Consider the following 14,889-nt stretch of genomic DNA (forward strand, 5'->3'; position numbering starts at 1 on the left):
GAGGGGCATCCGTAGCGCTACCGAGAGGCGGCGTCCTCCAACATCAGCCGGACCATTTCGGCGACCGAGGTGGTGCCGAGCTTTTCGGCCAGATGCGCCCGGTGGGTGTCGACGGTGCGCGGCGACAGCGCCAGGGTTTCGGCGATCTCCTTGGTGGCGAAGCCGCGCGAGACCATGTCCAGCACCTCGCGTTCCCTCGGCGTCAGCCGCGCCAGGAGGGCGCGCGCTTCCGCCGCCTCCGCAGCCTTGGCGCTCTGGGTCTCGGCCCTGGCGCGCATGCCCTCGATCGCCTCGATCAGGGCGTTCTCGTCGACCGGCTTGGTCAGGAAGTCGATGGCACCGCCCTTGAAGGCACGCCGGCAGGCATTGACGTCGGCATGGCCGGTCATGACGACCACCGGCCGGGGATCGCCGTCTCGCGCCAGCTGTTCCAGGAGTTGCAGGCCGGACATGCCGGGCATCCGGACATCCATGATGATGCAGCCGGCATGGCCGGGCGGCCCCTGGCGCAGGAAGGCCATGGCATCGGGGAAGGTTTCGACCTTGTAACCGGCGGTGCGCAAGAGGAAGCCCAAAGCCTCGCGCACGTCGCCGTCGTCATCGACCAGGTAAACGGTGAATCTGGCGCTCATTCCGCGGCCTCGCGCCGCTGCGGCTCGGCCCGGTGGAGCGGCAGGGCAATGGTGAAGCGTGCACCGCCGTCCGGCCGGTTGCCCCCGGCGATCCGCCCGCCATTGGCCTCGACCAGACGCTGCGACAGCGCCAGGCCCAGTCCCATGCCGTTCGGCTTGGTGCTGCGGAACGGTTCGAACAGCCGGGCCAGAAGTTCGGGCGCGAGGCCCGGTCCCCGGTCCTCGACCACAATCTCGACCATGCCGCCGTCGAAACCGGTGGAGATATCGATGCGCCGGCGCTCGGGGGCCAAAGCCTCGACCGCCTCGGCGGCGTTGCGGACGAGATTGTGCAAGGCCTGCTCGACGGCGATCGGCTCGACCAGCACGCTGGCATCGGCGGCGAGCGGCCCGACGCTCAGGTGCACGCCGCGGCCTGCGACGTCGCCGCGGATCAGCGCCACGACATGGCCGACGAGTTCGCCCGCATTCGTCGGCTGCCGTTCCGGCGCGCCGGGCCGGACATAGTCGCGCAGCCGGTCGAGAATGGCGCCGGCGCGCTTGGCGAGCCGGGCATTGGCCTCCAGCGCCTGGATCACCGCCTGGCGGTCGAGCGGTTCGCTGCGGACGAGACGTGCGCCGGCCTGGGACTGGCTGAGAATGGCGGCGATCGGCTGCGCCAGTTCATGCGCGATGCCGGAGGCGAGTTCGCCCATGGCATTGACCCGGGTCGCCTGGGCGAACCTGGCCTCGTCGGCGCTCAGGCTGGCGTGCCGGCGCGCCGCCTCGGCCTTGCGCCGCTCGGTCACGACACGGTGGCCGAGCCAGGCGACGAGGCCGAGCGCCGCCGCGATCGCCGCGATGGTGCTGAATGGCACCGTCTCGGCCAGGCCAAGATTGCGCGTCAGCGACAGGGTGAGCGGCTGGCTCTGGCTGCCGAGGACCTTCTGGAAGTCCAGCACCGGGCCGCGCCAGCCGGCGACCGCGCCGCCAGCCGGAATCGGGGCGACGATCGCCGTGCCGTCCTCCGCGGTCAGGCCAACCGCCGCCGTGACCATGCCGGGCTCGGCTTCGATCAGCCTCGCCGCATCGACGGTCAGCAGCAGCGCCAGCGGCTCCGAGCCGGCGCGCTTGACCACGTGGTAGAAGCCGGAGCCGGCCGCGCCCGGCAGCACGACGCTGCGCCCCGGCGGTTCGGTTGCAAGCCTCGCCGCGACCGCGCCTGCGGGCGGATTGATGGCATCGTCGGGATGGGTCGAGAACAAGACCTTGGGTTCGGCGCCGATCTCGACCACCGCGATGGTGCGGACGCGCGGATAGAAGCGCTGGACGCTCTCGGCGAGCACCGCGACGAGATCGCTGCGCAACGGCCCGGGCACGCGGACGACGGCGCCGATGCTGGTCAGCAGCGCATCATGCTGGTCGGCACGCTGCGAGATCACCCGGTGCAGGGTCTGGCCCACGGCCTGCATCTGACCATCGAGCGCCTGGACATGAGCATAGGTCGCGAGCCCCGCCGCGATCAGCGAGGCCACCGCCCAGCCGGCAAGCCAGCGCCAGGCCGATCGCCCGCCCTGGGTCGGCTCCACGGCCATGTCGCGGTTCGCAGTCTCGGTCAAAGGCCCTCCCGCCCCCGGATGATGAACGGCAGAACAAGGCATAGCGGGAGAGAACAATCAAATCGAGAGAGGGAGAAAGGCCGGGCGCGCCTGCGCGATATCCCTCACTCCAGCTTGTAGCGACGCGCCTCGGCTGGGCACAGGAATGCGAACTGGCTGGTGTTCGTCTCGAAAGGGCTGCGCTCGTTGTCCTGGCGCGCCCGATTGACCGGCTCCCAATGCTCGTGCGGGTCGGTCGAGCCGGCTTTCGCCGCCGCCGTGAGCCGCCAGCGGTCGCCACGCGGAGTGGCGAGAATGCCCGCACCGCAATCGGCGGAAATGCGATGTTCGCGCCCGCCATCTTCTTTCATCGTGTCCCGCACGCAGGATTGCAGCCCACGCAGCCCGCCCTCTTCTACCCAGTTCGGACGCACATATTCCGTGCAGAAGGTGATCGCATCAGCTTCCCTCATCCGAGCCGTCGCCGCGGCGGCATTGGTGTCCCGGCCGCGAACGCTCGTCACCGTCGCCGTGCAGCCGGCCCGTGAGCAAATAAAGAATGTCTGCCGGGCGGTATCTCCGATGGCGGCCCTCGGCGCCTGCGCGAGGCTGGATGAGCCCGTGAGGGCGAGAGCAAGGCCTGCCAGAAGTACAATTTTCATCGGTTTTATAACCCTGGCCGTCAGACCGCGCTGGCGACCGCACCTCGACGACAGCCTCACGGTCCAATCCGAAATAAACGCAACGGTTGCAGATCCGTCAAGCGTACTATCGACGGCCCGCACATCGATCGATCCTCAAATCGCCGCTTCCACCTGCTCCAGCGCAGCCGTCAGCTTCGCCACGTCCAGCTCCGCCTCGATCTGCCGGATATAGGGCGCTTCCGCGATGGTCCGCTCCGCGATGGTCCTGAGCGCCGCCCCGCGATCGCCGGTGAAGCCGAGATCGGCGAGCTTCAGCGGCAAGCCAAGACGCTGGTAGAAGCCTCTGAAATCGCTCAGAAAATCAGCCGGCCGCCGCTCCACCACCAATTGCGCCAGCAGGCCATAGGCGACCTGTTCGCCATGCAACGCCGCCGCAAGCTCGGGGATCGCTGAAAAGCCGCGGGTCAGCGAATGGGCGAGCGACAGCCCGCCGCTCTCGAAACCGAGCCCGCTCATCAGGATGGTCGCCTCGACCACGCTCTCGACCGCTTCCGTCGCGGTCCTGGCGCGCACATCGGCGGTGGCCTTTTCGCCCTGCGCGCGGATCACCTGATAGCAGCGGTCGGCGATCGCAAGAGCCAGTTCCGGCGGGCGGGCCTTATAGAAATTCAGCCCGCCGGTGCGATAGCACTGCTCGGCCTCGAATTTTTTGGTCAGGGCATCGCCGATGCCGGCCACGAAGAAGCGCACCGGCGCCTGGACGATGATCTCGGTATCGACGATGACGGCATCCGGATTGGTGGCCATCAGTCGGACTTCGCTCAGCACATGGTCGGCGGTGTAGAGGATGGCCAGCCGGCTGGTCGGGGAATCGTTCGAGGCGATGGTCGGCATGATGATCAGCCCGCCGCCGCGCGCGATCCTCACCCCCTTGGCGGTATCGATCGCCTTGCCGCCGCCGAGCCCGATGACCACGTCGGAACCGGCCGCTGTTGCCGCCGCCGTCATCCGGTCGATCTCGGCCGCCGTGCATTCGCCGCCGAAATCGCCGAAGGTGATGGCTTCGAGATGGTCAGCGGTCGCCGCCGTCAGCCGGTCCTTCAGCAGGCCGGCGACGATCCGGTCGGCGACCACGAAGGCGCGCCGGCCATAGATCGCCAGCATGGGGCCCAGTTGATCGAGCGCGCCCGGCCCCTGGATATAGCGGTGCGGCGCACCGAAGGCCCGGATGGTCATGCTTCCTCCCAGTGGAAATCGCGTTTGCCGCCATCCATGCAGATCAGCGCGCCATTGATGAAGGCGGCCTGCTCAGAACACAGGAAGGCGATCAGCGCGCCGACCTCGTCCGGCTGGCAGAACCGGCCGAGCGGATTCTGGCCGGTGATCACCTGGCGCTTCTCGGGCGAGAAGCCGGCGATCAGCTCGGTCTCGACATAACCGGGCGCGATGGCATTGACGGTGATGCCGCCGGCGCCGACCTCCTTGGCGAGCGTCCGGGTGAAACCGATGACACCGGCCTTGGCGGCGGAATAATTGGTCACCCCTGGCCGGCCGCCGCCAGTGACGTTCATTGAGGAGGTGTTGACCACCCGGCCGAAACCGCGCTCACGCATCAGCGGCACGGCATATTTGCTGCAGAGAAAGGTCGAGCGCAGGTGGGTGCGCAGGATGATGTCGAAATCCTCTATTTGCATGTCCTCGGCCATGGCACCGAGATGGCGGCCCCCGGCGCCGGCATTGTTGACCAGGATCGCCAGGCCGCCGAGCTCGGCGGCGGCCTGGCGCACCACCTTCTCGGCGCCTTCGGGCTCGGAGACGTCGCCGATACAGGCGACCGCCCGGGTCCCCGCCTCCCGCAACTCCCCGACCGTGCGCTCGGCGGCGGCCGCATCGATATCGTTGATGGCGATGGCGCAGCCTTCCGCCGCGAGCGCCAGGGCTTCCGCCTTGCCGATACCGCGGGCCGCACCGGTGACCAGCGCCACCTTGTCCTTCAGTCCGAAATCCATTGTCAGTTCACCCCTTGACGGCGCCGGCACCGAGGCCCTGGATGAAATATTGGCTGAGCAGCGCGAAAGCGCCGAACAGCGGCAAAGCGATGAGCGTCGAGCCGGCCATGATCTCGCCCCAGCGCAGGTCGAACGAGCCGACCATCGAGGACAGCCCCACCGGCAGCGTCTTGTTGGCATCCGAGCCGATCATGATCAGCGCGAAGGTGTAGTCGGTCCAGGACAACAGGAACGAGAAGATCGCCACCGTGATCAAGCCCGGCAGCGACAAGGGCAGCACGACGCGCAGGAAGGCGCCGAGCCGGGTGCAGCCGTCGACCATGGCCGCCTCTTCCAGTTCGAACGGCATGTTCTTGAAGAAGCCCCAGAGGAACCAGACGCCGAGCGGCAAGGTGAGCGTCAGATGCGAGGCGATCAGGCCGGTCAGGCTGTCGCTCAAGCCCAGCTTGGCGAAGATCGCGAACATCGGAATGGCGATCAAGAGCGGCGGGAACATATAGGCGTAGAGCATGGCGCCGACGATCAGCTTCTTGCCGCGGATGCGGTGGCGGGTCACCGCATAGGCGATCATCACCGAGAAGATCATGGTGACGACCACGGTGATGACCGCGACCACCACGCTGTTGACGAAATGGGCGGGGTAGTCGGTCAGCTCCAGGAGGTTCCGGTAATATTCGAACGTGAACGGCCCCGGCATCAGCGAGATCCGGTGCAGGAGGCTGGTTGGTTCGCGCAGGCTCGACACCACCATCCAGTAGATCGGAAAGGCCGAATAAACGGAGATGACGACGGCGGCGGCTAAGAGACCCAGGCGGGCGGGCAAGGACCTGGTCATGGCGGTCAATCCGTTTCGAGCGGGAACAGGCGGAAATAGACGAAGACCACCGCCGACAGGATCAGGAACGAGATGGTGGCGATCGCCGCCCCACCGCCAATGTCGAACAGCGAGAAGGCGTGGCGATAGGACAGGATCGCCAGGTGCTCGGTCGAGCTGACCGGTCCGCCGCGGGTCAACAGCCAGATCACGTCGAACTTGTTGAACATCCAGATGGCGCGCAACAGCACGATCACCGTCAGGATCGGTTTCAGCATGGGCAGCGTGATGTGGAAGAAGCGCTGGATCGCGGTGGTGCCGTCGACCCGGGCGGCCTCGTAGAGCGAGGCCGGAACGGTCTGCAGCGCCGCCAGGAAGCAGGTGGTGACGAAGGGTGTCCACATCCAGACGCTGACGAAGATCACCGAGGCCATGGCGGCGCCCGGGCTCTCGAACCAGTTGACCGGCGGCAGGCCGAGCGCGGCAATGCCCGCGGTGACGATGCCGATCGAACCGTCGACCATCCATTTGAACGTCAGCACCACCACCACGGTCGGCAGGAGATAGGGCAGGATCGACAGGCCGCGGACGAAGTTGCGGCCGGGAAACACCTCGTTCAGCACCAGCGCGAAGCCGATGCCGAGCACCAGTTGCAGCACGATCGAGCCGAGCGAATAGATCAGCCCGTTCTTCAGCGCGTTCCAGAATTCCGGCAGGCGGACGACGGCGATGTAGTTGTCGAGGCCAACCCATTGCGGCGTGCCGATGAAGGAATCCATCCGGTAGAACGACAGGCTGATGGCATAGGTGACCGGCGCCACGATCAGCACCAGCGTCACCACCAGGCCAATGCCCAGGAAAGAATAGATCGTTGCTTTGGAATTCACGGCCTGCCCTCGCAAGGAACCCGGCCAGCAGGCGCTGACCGGGTCGCGTCCAAGATCACGCGACGACTTTGCGCATCTTCTCCGCCGCCGCCTTCAGGGCATCGGCCGAGGACATGTTCTTCAGCACGCGGTTCTGCAGCATTTCCGGCACGACGAAGGCCTCGAACACCTTGCCCGGCCGCAGGTCCGGCTCCGGCCCTTCGGTGTCGATCGAGGTGAGGATCATCGATTTGTCGGTGATGAAGCCGCGCATCGTCTCGACCGCGTCCTTGTGCTTCTCGATCAAGGGGTGGGCGCGCCAGCGCTCGTCCTCGTAGACGTCGAGCCGCGGCGGCTGGAAGTGCAAGGGCGCCGTGTGCAGGAAGTTAATGTAGTGGTTCTCGGTGAACCAGGACATGAACTTCATCGACTCGTCGGAATTGCCGGTCTTCAGCACCACCCAGCCGTCATAGCCGTGGTTGACCGCCTTGGCCGCGCCCTTGCTGTCCATATAGGGCATGATGCCATATTTGCTGGCCAGCGCCGGCGAGTTGCGTTCCAGCGCCTCGATGATGCGCCCGGCATAGGCGGTGTGGCCGAGCTTGTCGGACGAGAAATTGCTCAAGACCTCGCCGAAACTTGCCTGGCTCGAACCGCTCGGCATGGTCTTGTAGAGCTCGGCGAAGAAGTCGAGGTAACGCGTCACCTTCGGCGCCATCTCGGCATTGTCGATGATGACGTTCCACTTGTCGTCGAACAGCTTGACGCCTTCGGCCCACATGAAGCCGGGCGAGAGCCAGTTGGTCGCGCCGTTCGAGCCGATCGGGAACAGCGCGCCGGAGCGGCCGTCGGCGGTCAGCGCCTGCGAATTCTTGAGCATGTCGGCCCAGGTCTTCGGCACGCTCAGGCCCTTCGCCTCGTAGAGATCCTTGCGGTAATAGATCCAGGCGAGATTGTAGTCGTAGGGGTACCAATAGACCTCGTTCTTGATCGGAAACAGGATCTTCGGACCCCATTGCCGCTTCGAGGTCAGTTCGGTCAGCGGCATCAGCTGGCCTTCGGAGGCCAGGATCAGCACATGGCCGACAAAGGCGAAGGTGGCGATGTCATAGGGCTGGCCGCCGCGCAGCGAGGTCGTCACCTTGGTGAAGGCATCATCCAGCGGCACGCTGTCGACCACGACGCGGGTGCCGAACTGGCGCTCATATTCGGCGCAGGCAACGCGCAATGCGCGGATGCTGTCGATCGAGGTCTCGGTGTTGAGGAACCTGAGCGTCTTCTTGCCCTGGGCGCGCACGACGGGTGCACCCAACATCGTCGCCGCGGCGGTCGCGCCCGCGGCCGTGATCAGCCTGCGCCGATCGAGCCCGCCGGGCTCTGTCCTTCTGGTCATGGTCATTCCTCCCTTTTTTACGTCCGTTATGAACGGAGAGCGTCGAGCCGCTCGCCGGTGGACTTCGAAAACAGGTGCAGCCGATGCGGCTGGAAGCCGATGGCAAGGCTTTGGCGGGCGCTCAGCGTGTCGGAGCGCTCGGTCAAAACGCGCAGGCGCACGCCATTGGCTTCGCCGATCGACAGGGTCTGGGCGCCCAGCTGTTCGAGCACGTGGATGTTGAAGGGGACGGCGCCGGGCGCATCCGCGACGGTGACATGTTCGGGCCGGATGCCGAGCACCACCTCGGTGCCCTCGCCGGCCGCCACGCCGTGCCCAAGCCCGACGCTCAGTCCGCCCGACACGAAGCCGCCATTCTCGATGCGGCCCTCGATCAGGTTCATCTCGGGCGAGCCGATGAAGCCGGCGACGAACAGATTGGCCGGCCGGTCATAGACCTGCAACGGCTGGCCGACCTGCTGGACATGGCCGTCGCGCATGATGACGATGCGGTTGGCGAGCGTCATCGCCTCGACCTGGTCGTGGGTGACATAGACCATGCTGGTGCCGACCTCCTGGTGGAGGCGCGCGATCTCCTCGCGCATGCGCACCCGCAGCTTGGCGTCGAGGTTGGACAAGGGCTCGTCGAGCAGGAAGACGTCCGGGTTGCGCACCAAGGCGCGGCCGAGCGCCACGCGTTGCATTTGCCCACCGGACAGCTGCTTGGGTTTGCGCGCCAGATATTCGTCGAGGCCCAGCATGGCCGCGGCCTTGCGCACGCGGGCATCGATCTCGGCCGGATCCATCCGCCGGATGCGCAGCCCGAAGGCGAGATTTTCGTAGATCGTCTTGTGCGGATAGAGCGCGTAGTTCTGGAACACCATGGCGATGTTCCGGTCCTTCGGTTCGAGCCCGGTGACGTCACGCGCCCCGATATGGATGGTGCCCGAGGTGATCTCCTCCAGGCCCGCGATCATCCTGAGCGTGGTCGACTTGCCGCAGCCCGACGGCCCGAGGAACACGACGAATTCGCCGTCCTGGATGTCGAGATCGAAACCATGCACGGCGACCACGCCGCCATAGGCCTTGCGCACGCTGTTCAGACTGACCTTGGCCATGTTCAGCGCCCCCCGACGAAATCGTGGATGCGATGATTGAGCGGCGCCAAGGCCCGCTGAATGTCGCGATAAATGGGAAAACCCCGGTCATAGACCGCGGAGCGCGCCGGATCCGGCCTGTGGGTGGCGACGATGCCGACCGCCTTGGCCGCCGCCTGCTCGTCGGCGAAGACGCCAACCCCGACACCGGCCAGCAAAGCCGCGCCGAAAGAGGCGTCGGCGACCGCCGGCAATTCGACCGTCACGTTCAAGACATCGGCGACGATCTGACGCCAGAGCGGGCTTCTGGCACCACCACCGGTCAGCCGCGCGGTGGTGAAACCGAGGTCGCGCTCGCGCAGCACCTCCAGGCAGTCGCGCAGCGAATAGGCGACGCCCTCGTAAAGCGCCCGGACGAAATGGCCGGGCCCATGGTTGAAGCCGGCGCCGACAAAATCGGCACGCAGCAGCGGGTCCCAATGGGGGCTGCGCTCGCCATTCAGATAGGGATGGAAGAACAGCCCTTCGGAACCGGGCGCGACCGCCGCGGCCAGCCGGTCCATATGGTCGAACACCGGGCCGCCCTCTTCGCCCGGCCGCTTGAAGAAGGTGTCGCGCAGCCATTTATGCGCCGAGGCGCAGGAATTGGTCGCGGCGATGACATACCAATGGTCGGGCACGACGTGGAAATAATTGATCAGCGCGAAGTCCGGCCGCGCCGTCTTCGAGAGAACGTTGACGGTGGCCGCGGTCGCGAGCTTCACCACGCCGAGCCCTTCGCGGACCATGCCGGCGCCGAAGGTTTCGGCCGCCGTATCCGAGGTGCCGCAGACGACAGGCGTGCCCTCGGGGAGGCCGGTGAGGCGCGCGGCCTCCGCCGTCACCCCGCCGACGACGGCGCGCGGCTGAACGATCGGCGGCAACGTGTCCATCGGCCAGCCGATCATGGCGCAGAGCTCATCCGACCAGACACCCTTGTGGGCATCCAGCATCAGCGTGCCCAAGGCGTCGATCGTGTCGGTCTCGAAAGTGCCGGTGAAACGCGAGCGCAGCCAGTCCTTGGCGAGATAAAGCCGCTTCACCCGGGCGAAAGCCTCGGGTTCCTGACGCCTGACCCACAACATCTGCGGCAAGGTCCAGGTCGGATTGGCCCGGTTGGCGCCGATATCCAGAATGCGCTGGTCGGCAAGGTCGCGCAGCTCCTGGGTCTCGGCCCGGCTCCGCTGGTCGTTCCACAGGATCGCCGGGCGGATCACCTGGCCCTCGGCATCTTCGAGCACCTGGGTATGGGCGCCGGCGGAAAACGAGATCGCCGCGATCGAACCGGCCTTGCAGGCCGCCTCCGCCACCGGCGGCACGGCGGCGATCACCGCGCGCCACCAGTCGAACGGGTCCTGCTCGCTCCAGCCGGGATGCGGCGTGGCGGTCGCGACCGGCGCGCCAGCCTCGGCCACCAGGCTGCCATCGGCCCTGATGGCGCTGACCTTCAGCGAACCGGCGCCGAGATCGATGCCGATGAGAATGGGATCGGGCTTAGACATTGCGGATATCCACCGCGCCTTGTGCGGGCCTGAGACCCAGCTTGCCGGGATTGAGCAGGTTGCCCGGATCGAGCGCGTCCTTGATGGTTTGCAAGAGGTCGAGACCCGAGCCGAGCTCGCGCCGGATCCACGGATTGCGGAACAGCCCGACACCGTGATGGTGGGCGATCGAACCGCCGAGATCGAGGGTCAGGCTCTCGATGGTTTCCCAGAGTTTCGCATGCAGCGGAAGTGCGTCGGCTTCCGGCATGGGCGGCAGGCGGATGGTCATGTATTGGCAGGCGCCTTCCGGATAGACATGCGACCAGTGCGCGCCAAAATGCACCGCCGGATAGATCGCGCGCACGGCCTTGGCGATGCTGTCATAGAGCTCCGGCAGCACCGACCAGTTGCCGGTCACCTCGATGGTGTCGTTGAAATAGCCGGCCGCGTGCCATTTCTGCGAATAGGCGACGTAGCGATTGGCGATCCAGTGGTCATAGGGACCGCTTGGCGCGGGTTCGCCGCCGAACTCCGCGGCGATCGTCAGCGCCATCTCCCGTTCGGTCGTGACCAGCGGTTCGGCGCCGGCAAAGGCCAGCACGGCGAGGATCGGCTTTGCCTTGAACTGGGCGAGATCGGCGGTGCGCTCGGCGCTTTCCACCGCGTCGTAGAGCCGGACGATGCTCGGCCTGAGCTCGGCCTGCATGATCGCCCGCGCCGCGTCGAACGAAGCCTGCAGCGTCGGGAAGGCCAGCACGACGCCGCGCTCGACCTCGGGCTTCCGCCAGATCCTCAGCGTCAGTTCGGTGATGACGCCGAAAGCGCCTTCGCTGCCGACCAGCAGGTCGCGGATCGACGGCCCGACCGAGCGGCGCGCCACCGGCCGAACCTCCAGGAGCGTGCCATCCGGCAGCACCGCCTTCAGGCCGGTGACGATGTCTTCGATCTTGCCATAACGGCTGCTCGCCTGGCCGCCGCCCCGGCAGGCGGCCCAGCCGCCGACGGTGGAGATCTCGATCGATTGCGGCAGGTGGCCGGTGGTGAACCCGGCGGCGTTCAGCGCCTGTTCGAAAGCCCAGCCATTCATGCCGGCGCGCACCGTCACCATGGCGTCGACCGGATTGATCGAGACGATGCCGTCGAGCCGGCGCAGGTCCAGCATCACCTCGCCGCCGAGCGGGATGGCGCCGCCGAGCACGCCCGAGCCATTGCCATAAGGGATCAGGCGGATGCCCTGCTCTTTCGCGAGCCGCACCACCCTGGCGACCTCGCCGGCATCGGCCGGCCGCACCACCAGTTGCGGCACGGCGCCCGCCAGCAGGCCGGCGCGTTCGCGGAACACGGCGAAGGGCAGCCGGTCGCGGGCATAAGGCAAACGGTCGTCGAAAGCCGAGAGCACATGGGTCGCGCCGACGATCGCCGCGAAGGCCTGAACCATGTCGGCGGCAACCACATCCTGGTCGCGCGCGGCTGATATCGAACGTTCGGTCATGAACACCTCCATGTGGAGGCGCGAAGCGACGAGCTCATTCTGCACCCTCCCTTGATGCTGTCGTGCGTTTTGCACAATCGTTTGTTCAAGACTGTCGAAAACGGCTGACGTCGTCAAGCGGCAATTGCGGGGGGTGGTGATTTTCGGGGGGAAGCACGGGGTCAACCAACCCTCTCCCGCGAAGACGCGGGCGAGGGTTGATTCATCGGCGCTTTTCGCCTGACGGTGCGCGCAAGCTGCCGCCCAACCCGGCAACCGGCCCGGTCGAGGCTCTCACCACCAACCCCTCAGGCGCCAAGGGCGCGACGCCCTCAGGGCTCTCGCCCGCCACCAGCCGCACCAGCAATTCGGTGGCGAGCCGGCCCATCCGCTCGGTCGGCATGCGCACCGTGGTCAGCGCCGGATAGAGCATGGTGGCGACATCGGCGTCATGCAGGCCGATCACCGAAACGTCCTGCGGGATGCGCCAGCCGGCCTCGTGCAGCACCGCCATGGCGCCGGCGGCCGAGACCAGCGTTGCCGCCAGCACGGCGGTCGGCTTCCGGTCGATCAGCTGGCGCATGGCCGCAGCACCGCCCTCCGCGGTATAGCCGGCCACCGCCACCAGGTCCGGATCGAAACCGATGCCATGGGCGGCAAGGCCCTCGCGATAACCGGCCAGGCGCTCGCCGGCGTTGAACCCGCCGGGCCGGCCGGCGAGATGGGCGATACGCCGGTGACCGAGGCTGACCAGGTGGTCGAGCGCGATGCGGGTGGCGGCCCGGCTGTCGAGCACCACGGAATAACGCGCCCCGGCGAGCGTCCGGTTGAGCAGCACATAATCGGTCTCGGTCGCTTCGAGCTCGCTCAGCAGCACGTCGTCGTCGTCGAGGCTCGCGACCAGGAGCCCGTCGACCCGGTTGCCCTCGCTCAGCCGCTTATAGACCCCGGCATCGCGCGCGCCCGGCGCACGATGGGCGATCAGCAGCGAAAAGCCGTGTTCGGCGGCGGCGGCCTCGGCGCCCTGGATCGCCGCGGCGAACACCGGGTTGTCGAGCTGCGGCACCACGATGCCGAGCGTCGAGGAGCGCGCCGTGCGCAGGCCGCGGGCGAAAGCATTGGCCCGGTAGTCGAGCTCGCGCGCCACCTGGACGATGCGCTCGCGGGTCTCCTCACGGATGCGCTGCGCCGCCTCGCCGCGCAGCACGCGCGAAGCGGTCGAGACATCCACGCCGGCCAGGCGGGCCACATCGGAAAGCGTCGGTCGCGCCATATTGGTGATCGATATGGCATGAGGCGGCGCTTGGGAACAGGGTAGACTTGGGAACTGGATGGAGACGTGACGCGACGTGATCCGGGCCGGCGCGGCAGGCTGCCCCGGCCCAAGGACGAGGATGAAGACGCGTGAGCAATCTCTTCGACGACCTCCCCCGCCAGGCCGATGCGGAACTGTTCACCGAACTGCTCGCGCGTGACGGCCTGCGGATCGAGCGGATCGTTTCGACGGGGCAGTCGACCCCGGCCGACCAGCCCTATGACCAGGAGCACGACGAATGGGTCCTGCTGGTCAAGGGCGCGGCCCGCCTCTGGATCGAGGGCGACGGCGAACGCGATCTTCGTCCGGGCGATCATCTGCTGATCCCGGCGCGTCGTCGCCATCGCGTGCTCTGGACACCCCCTGACGAACCGACCGTCTGGCTCGCCATCCACTTGGGCTGATGACCCCCGACTCCTGGATCAACAGCCGGCCGGTCGATGCGGCAGAACGGAACTGCCAGGCGGCAACATAGTCCAGGTCGTTCAGCCAGGCTTCGACATGCTGCTTTCCGGGAAATTCCAGAACCCCCATGCGCTCGCTGCACGGCTCGCCCTCGGCGGTCGTCACCGCGTCGGCGCGGGTCAGGAACCGGCCGCCATGCCGCTACACCAGGGGCGGCGTGAGATCGGTATATTTCCGACAGGCCTCGGGATCCCGGATCGCCATCGTCACTATCACATGGGCCGGCATGTCGTTCTCCTCGCGTCGAGAATAGCACCGGTATGCCGGCGAGCGCGGGATCGCGGCGCGACGGTATGACCGGCCATGGCCCGGCGCGGGCGACGGCGATCTCAATCCTTGTCGTCATCGATGGCCAGAAGGTCGCCCGCATCACGGTCATAGCGCAGCAGGTCGGCCAATTCGCAGTCGAGCACGAGGCACAACTTGGACAGGGTCGAGAACCTTATGCCGCGCACCTTGCCGGATCGGAACAGCGACAATTGCGTCTCGCTGATGCGGATCCGTTCGGCCACGACCTTGGCGGTGAGGCCGCGCGCGCCGAGCACGGCGTCAAGCGTCACACGGACCGGCATCTAGATGAACCCGTCGAGAACGGCCTCGACCCGTGCCGCCCGGCGGAACATATGGGCCAGGACGATCAGGGCGAGCCCGACCACGCCCAAAGTCAGCGCGGGGACATTGAAGCTCGCAAACCAGCCGGTCATGCGATGCTGCAACACCATCATCTGGATCGGCCCCATGACAAGCGACGCCACCGATCCGAGCGTCAGTGCCCAGCCGACCTTTGCGAGTGCCCGGGTCACGGCGGGCTGAAAGCTTGGCCCGCCGCGCGCAAGAGTCTGGAACAAGCCCCTGAGCGTCCATAGTGCCCACAGGTAGAACAGGGCCGGCGACCAGATCAGAGCGACGCGCGTAATGGCTTGAACCCGCATCACGCTGCCTTGCAGCAGCATCGCGACCAATGTCACCGCCATGATCGCGCCGATCGCCAGGATCACCAGGGTCGCGCCGATGGAGAACTGGCGATTGCGGCGCTGGAAATGATCGCGTTTCGGATCGGCGCCAGACATCGCGGACATGGCTCGGGTCTCCTTCTGGAAGGGA

The 14,889-nt window shown here is 66.9% G+C and carries 15 protein-coding genes and 1 pseudogene; 1 reads left to right on the forward strand and 15 read right to left on the reverse strand.

Annotated features, from left to right (window positions below):
• Positions 1 to 17: 17 nt before the first annotated feature.
• From E8M01_RS00785 to E8M01_RS00840, 12 genes are all read right to left on the reverse strand, one after another.
• Entirely contained in the window at positions 18 to 632 is a 615-nt protein-coding gene (locus E8M01_RS00785) for a response regulator transcription factor (RefSeq protein WP_136958370.1), read from the reverse strand.
• A complete protein-coding gene (locus E8M01_RS00790) occupies positions 629 to 2,230 on the reverse strand; it encodes a sensor histidine kinase (RefSeq protein WP_170181713.1) in 1,602 nt (533 codons plus the stop codon). Before E8M01_RS00790 ends, E8M01_RS00785 begins: the two co-directional genes overlap by 4 nt.
• Before the next feature lie 104 nt (positions 2,231 to 2,334).
• Positions 2,335 to 2,871, reverse strand: a complete 537-nt coding sequence (locus E8M01_RS00795) for a hypothetical protein (protein ID WP_136958372.1) — start codon at positions 2,869 to 2,871, stop codon at positions 2,335 to 2,337.
• Positions 2,872 to 3,006: 135 nt separating this feature from the next.
• Entirely contained in the window at positions 3,007 to 4,089 is a 1,083-nt protein-coding gene (locus E8M01_RS00800) for a glycerol dehydrogenase (RefSeq protein WP_136958373.1), read from the reverse strand.
• Positions 4,086 to 4,862 carry an SDR family NAD(P)-dependent oxidoreductase gene (locus E8M01_RS00805; protein ID WP_136958374.1) on the reverse strand — a complete coding sequence of 259 codons (777 nt, stop codon included), beginning with the start codon at positions 4,860 to 4,862 and terminating at the stop codon, positions 4,086 to 4,088. The genes E8M01_RS00800 and E8M01_RS00805 overlap by 4 nt, the downstream gene beginning before the upstream one ends.
• Before the next feature lie 7 nt (positions 4,863 to 4,869).
• Complete coding sequence (locus tag E8M01_RS00810; RefSeq protein ID WP_136958375.1) at positions 4,870 to 5,697, reverse strand: carbohydrate ABC transporter permease; 828 nt, start codon at positions 5,695 to 5,697, stop codon at positions 4,870 to 4,872.
• Between the two features lie 5 nt (positions 5,698 to 5,702).
• Positions 5,703 to 6,563, reverse strand: coding sequence for a carbohydrate ABC transporter permease (locus E8M01_RS00815; RefSeq protein ID WP_136958376.1), 861 nt, complete (start codon positions 6,561 to 6,563; stop codon positions 5,703 to 5,705).
• A 55-nt stretch (positions 6,564 to 6,618) separates the two neighbouring features.
• A complete protein-coding gene (locus E8M01_RS00820) occupies positions 6,619 to 7,935 on the reverse strand; it encodes an ABC transporter substrate-binding protein (protein ID WP_215908838.1) in 1,317 nt (438 codons plus the stop codon).
• A gap of 26 nt (positions 7,936 to 7,961) precedes the next feature.
• Positions 7,962 to 9,032 carry an ABC transporter ATP-binding protein gene (locus E8M01_RS00825; RefSeq protein WP_136958378.1) on the reverse strand — a complete coding sequence of 357 codons (1,071 nt, stop codon included), beginning with the start codon at positions 9,030 to 9,032 and terminating at the stop codon, positions 7,962 to 7,964.
• A 2-nt stretch (positions 9,033 to 9,034) separates the two neighbouring features.
• A complete protein-coding gene (gene xylB, locus E8M01_RS00830; protein WP_136958379.1) occupies positions 9,035 to 10,552 on the reverse strand; it encodes a xylulokinase in 1,518 nt (505 codons plus the stop codon).
• Positions 10,545 to 12,026 (reverse strand): FAD-binding oxidoreductase, encoded by a 1,482-nt coding sequence (locus tag E8M01_RS00835; protein WP_136958380.1) that lies wholly within the window; start codon positions 12,024 to 12,026, stop codon positions 10,545 to 10,547. The genes xylB and E8M01_RS00835 overlap by 8 nt, the downstream gene beginning before the upstream one ends.
• A 202-nt stretch (positions 12,027 to 12,228) precedes the next feature.
• Complete coding sequence (locus E8M01_RS00840) at positions 12,229 to 13,278, reverse strand: LacI family DNA-binding transcriptional regulator (protein ID WP_136958381.1); 1,050 nt, start codon at positions 13,276 to 13,278, stop codon at positions 12,229 to 12,231.
• Positions 13,279 to 13,409: 131 nt separating this feature from the next.
• On the opposite strand from E8M01_RS00840, the gene E8M01_RS00845 reads away from it, so the two are divergent.
• On the forward strand, positions 13,410 to 13,724 hold the full coding sequence (locus tag E8M01_RS00845) for a cupin domain-containing protein (RefSeq protein ID WP_136958382.1): 315 nt from the start codon (positions 13,410 to 13,412) through the stop codon (positions 13,722 to 13,724).
• A 28-nt stretch (positions 13,725 to 13,752) separates the two neighbouring features.
• Here the strand turns inward: E8M01_RS00845 and E8M01_RS35945 are convergent.
• The 3 genes and pseudogenes from E8M01_RS35945 to E8M01_RS00860 form a co-directional block, all read right to left on the reverse strand.
• Positions 13,753 to 13,914 (reverse strand): annotated as a pseudogene (locus E8M01_RS35945) (DUF1330 domain-containing protein); the annotation flags it as partial.
• Between the two features lie 200 nt (positions 13,915 to 14,114).
• Positions 14,115 to 14,357: a helix-turn-helix domain-containing protein gene (locus E8M01_RS00855; protein WP_136958383.1), complete on the reverse strand. Its 243-nt coding sequence runs from the start codon at positions 14,355 to 14,357 to the stop codon at positions 14,115 to 14,117.
• Positions 14,358 to 14,864 (reverse strand): DUF2975 domain-containing protein, encoded by a 507-nt coding sequence (locus E8M01_RS00860; RefSeq protein WP_170181714.1) that lies wholly within the window; start codon positions 14,862 to 14,864, stop codon positions 14,358 to 14,360. It lies immediately after the preceding gene.
• Between the last annotated feature and the right edge of the window lie 25 nt (positions 14,865 to 14,889).

Origin of the sequence: Phreatobacter stygius (genome assembly GCF_005144885.1) — a bacterium.
In the GTDB taxonomy this organism is placed as follows: Bacteria; Pseudomonadota; Alphaproteobacteria; order Rhizobiales; family Phreatobacteraceae; genus Phreatobacter; species Phreatobacter stygius.

Excerpts from the sequence above, each read along its gene's own strand:
- E8M01_RS00835 (WP_136958380.1), bottom strand. The coding sequence starts at position 12,026 with ATGACCGAACGTTCGATATCAGCCGCGCGCGACCAGGATGTGGTTGCC.
- E8M01_RS00855 (WP_136958383.1), bottom strand. The coding sequence starts at position 14,357 with ATGCCGGTCCGTGTGACGCTTGACGCCGTGCTCGGCGCGCGCGGCCTC.
- E8M01_RS00840 (WP_136958381.1), bottom strand. The coding sequence starts at position 13,278 with ATGGCGCGACCGACGCTTTCCGATGTGGCCCGCCTGGCCGGCGTGGAT.
- E8M01_RS00795 (WP_136958372.1), bottom strand. The coding sequence starts at position 2,871 with ATGAAAATTGTACTTCTGGCAGGCCTTGCTCTCGCCCTCACGGGCTCA.
- E8M01_RS00800 (WP_136958373.1), bottom strand. The coding sequence starts at position 4,089 with ATGACCATCCGGGCCTTCGGTGCGCCGCACCGCTATATCCAGGGGCCG.
- E8M01_RS00860 (WP_170181714.1), bottom strand. The coding sequence starts at position 14,864 with ATGTCCGCGATGTCTGGCGCCGATCCGAAACGCGATCATTTCCAGCGC.
- E8M01_RS00820 (WP_215908838.1), bottom strand. The coding sequence starts at position 7,935 with ATGACCAGAAGGACAGAGCCCGGCGGGCTCGATCGGCGCAGGCTGATC.
- E8M01_RS00810 (WP_136958375.1), bottom strand. The coding sequence starts at position 5,697 with ATGACCAGGTCCTTGCCCGCCCGCCTGGGTCTCTTAGCCGCCGCCGTC.
- E8M01_RS00825 (WP_136958378.1), bottom strand. The coding sequence starts at position 9,032 with ATGGCCAAGGTCAGTCTGAACAGCGTGCGCAAGGCCTATGGCGGCGTG.
- xylB (WP_136958379.1), bottom strand. The coding sequence starts at position 10,552 with ATGTCTAAGCCCGATCCCATTCTCATCGGCATCGATCTCGGCGCCGGT.
- E8M01_RS00785 (WP_136958370.1), bottom strand. The coding sequence starts at position 632 with ATGAGCGCCAGATTCACCGTTTACCTGGTCGATGACGACGGCGACGTG.
- E8M01_RS00805 (WP_136958374.1), bottom strand. The coding sequence starts at position 4,862 with ATGGATTTCGGACTGAAGGACAAGGTGGCGCTGGTCACCGGTGCGGCC.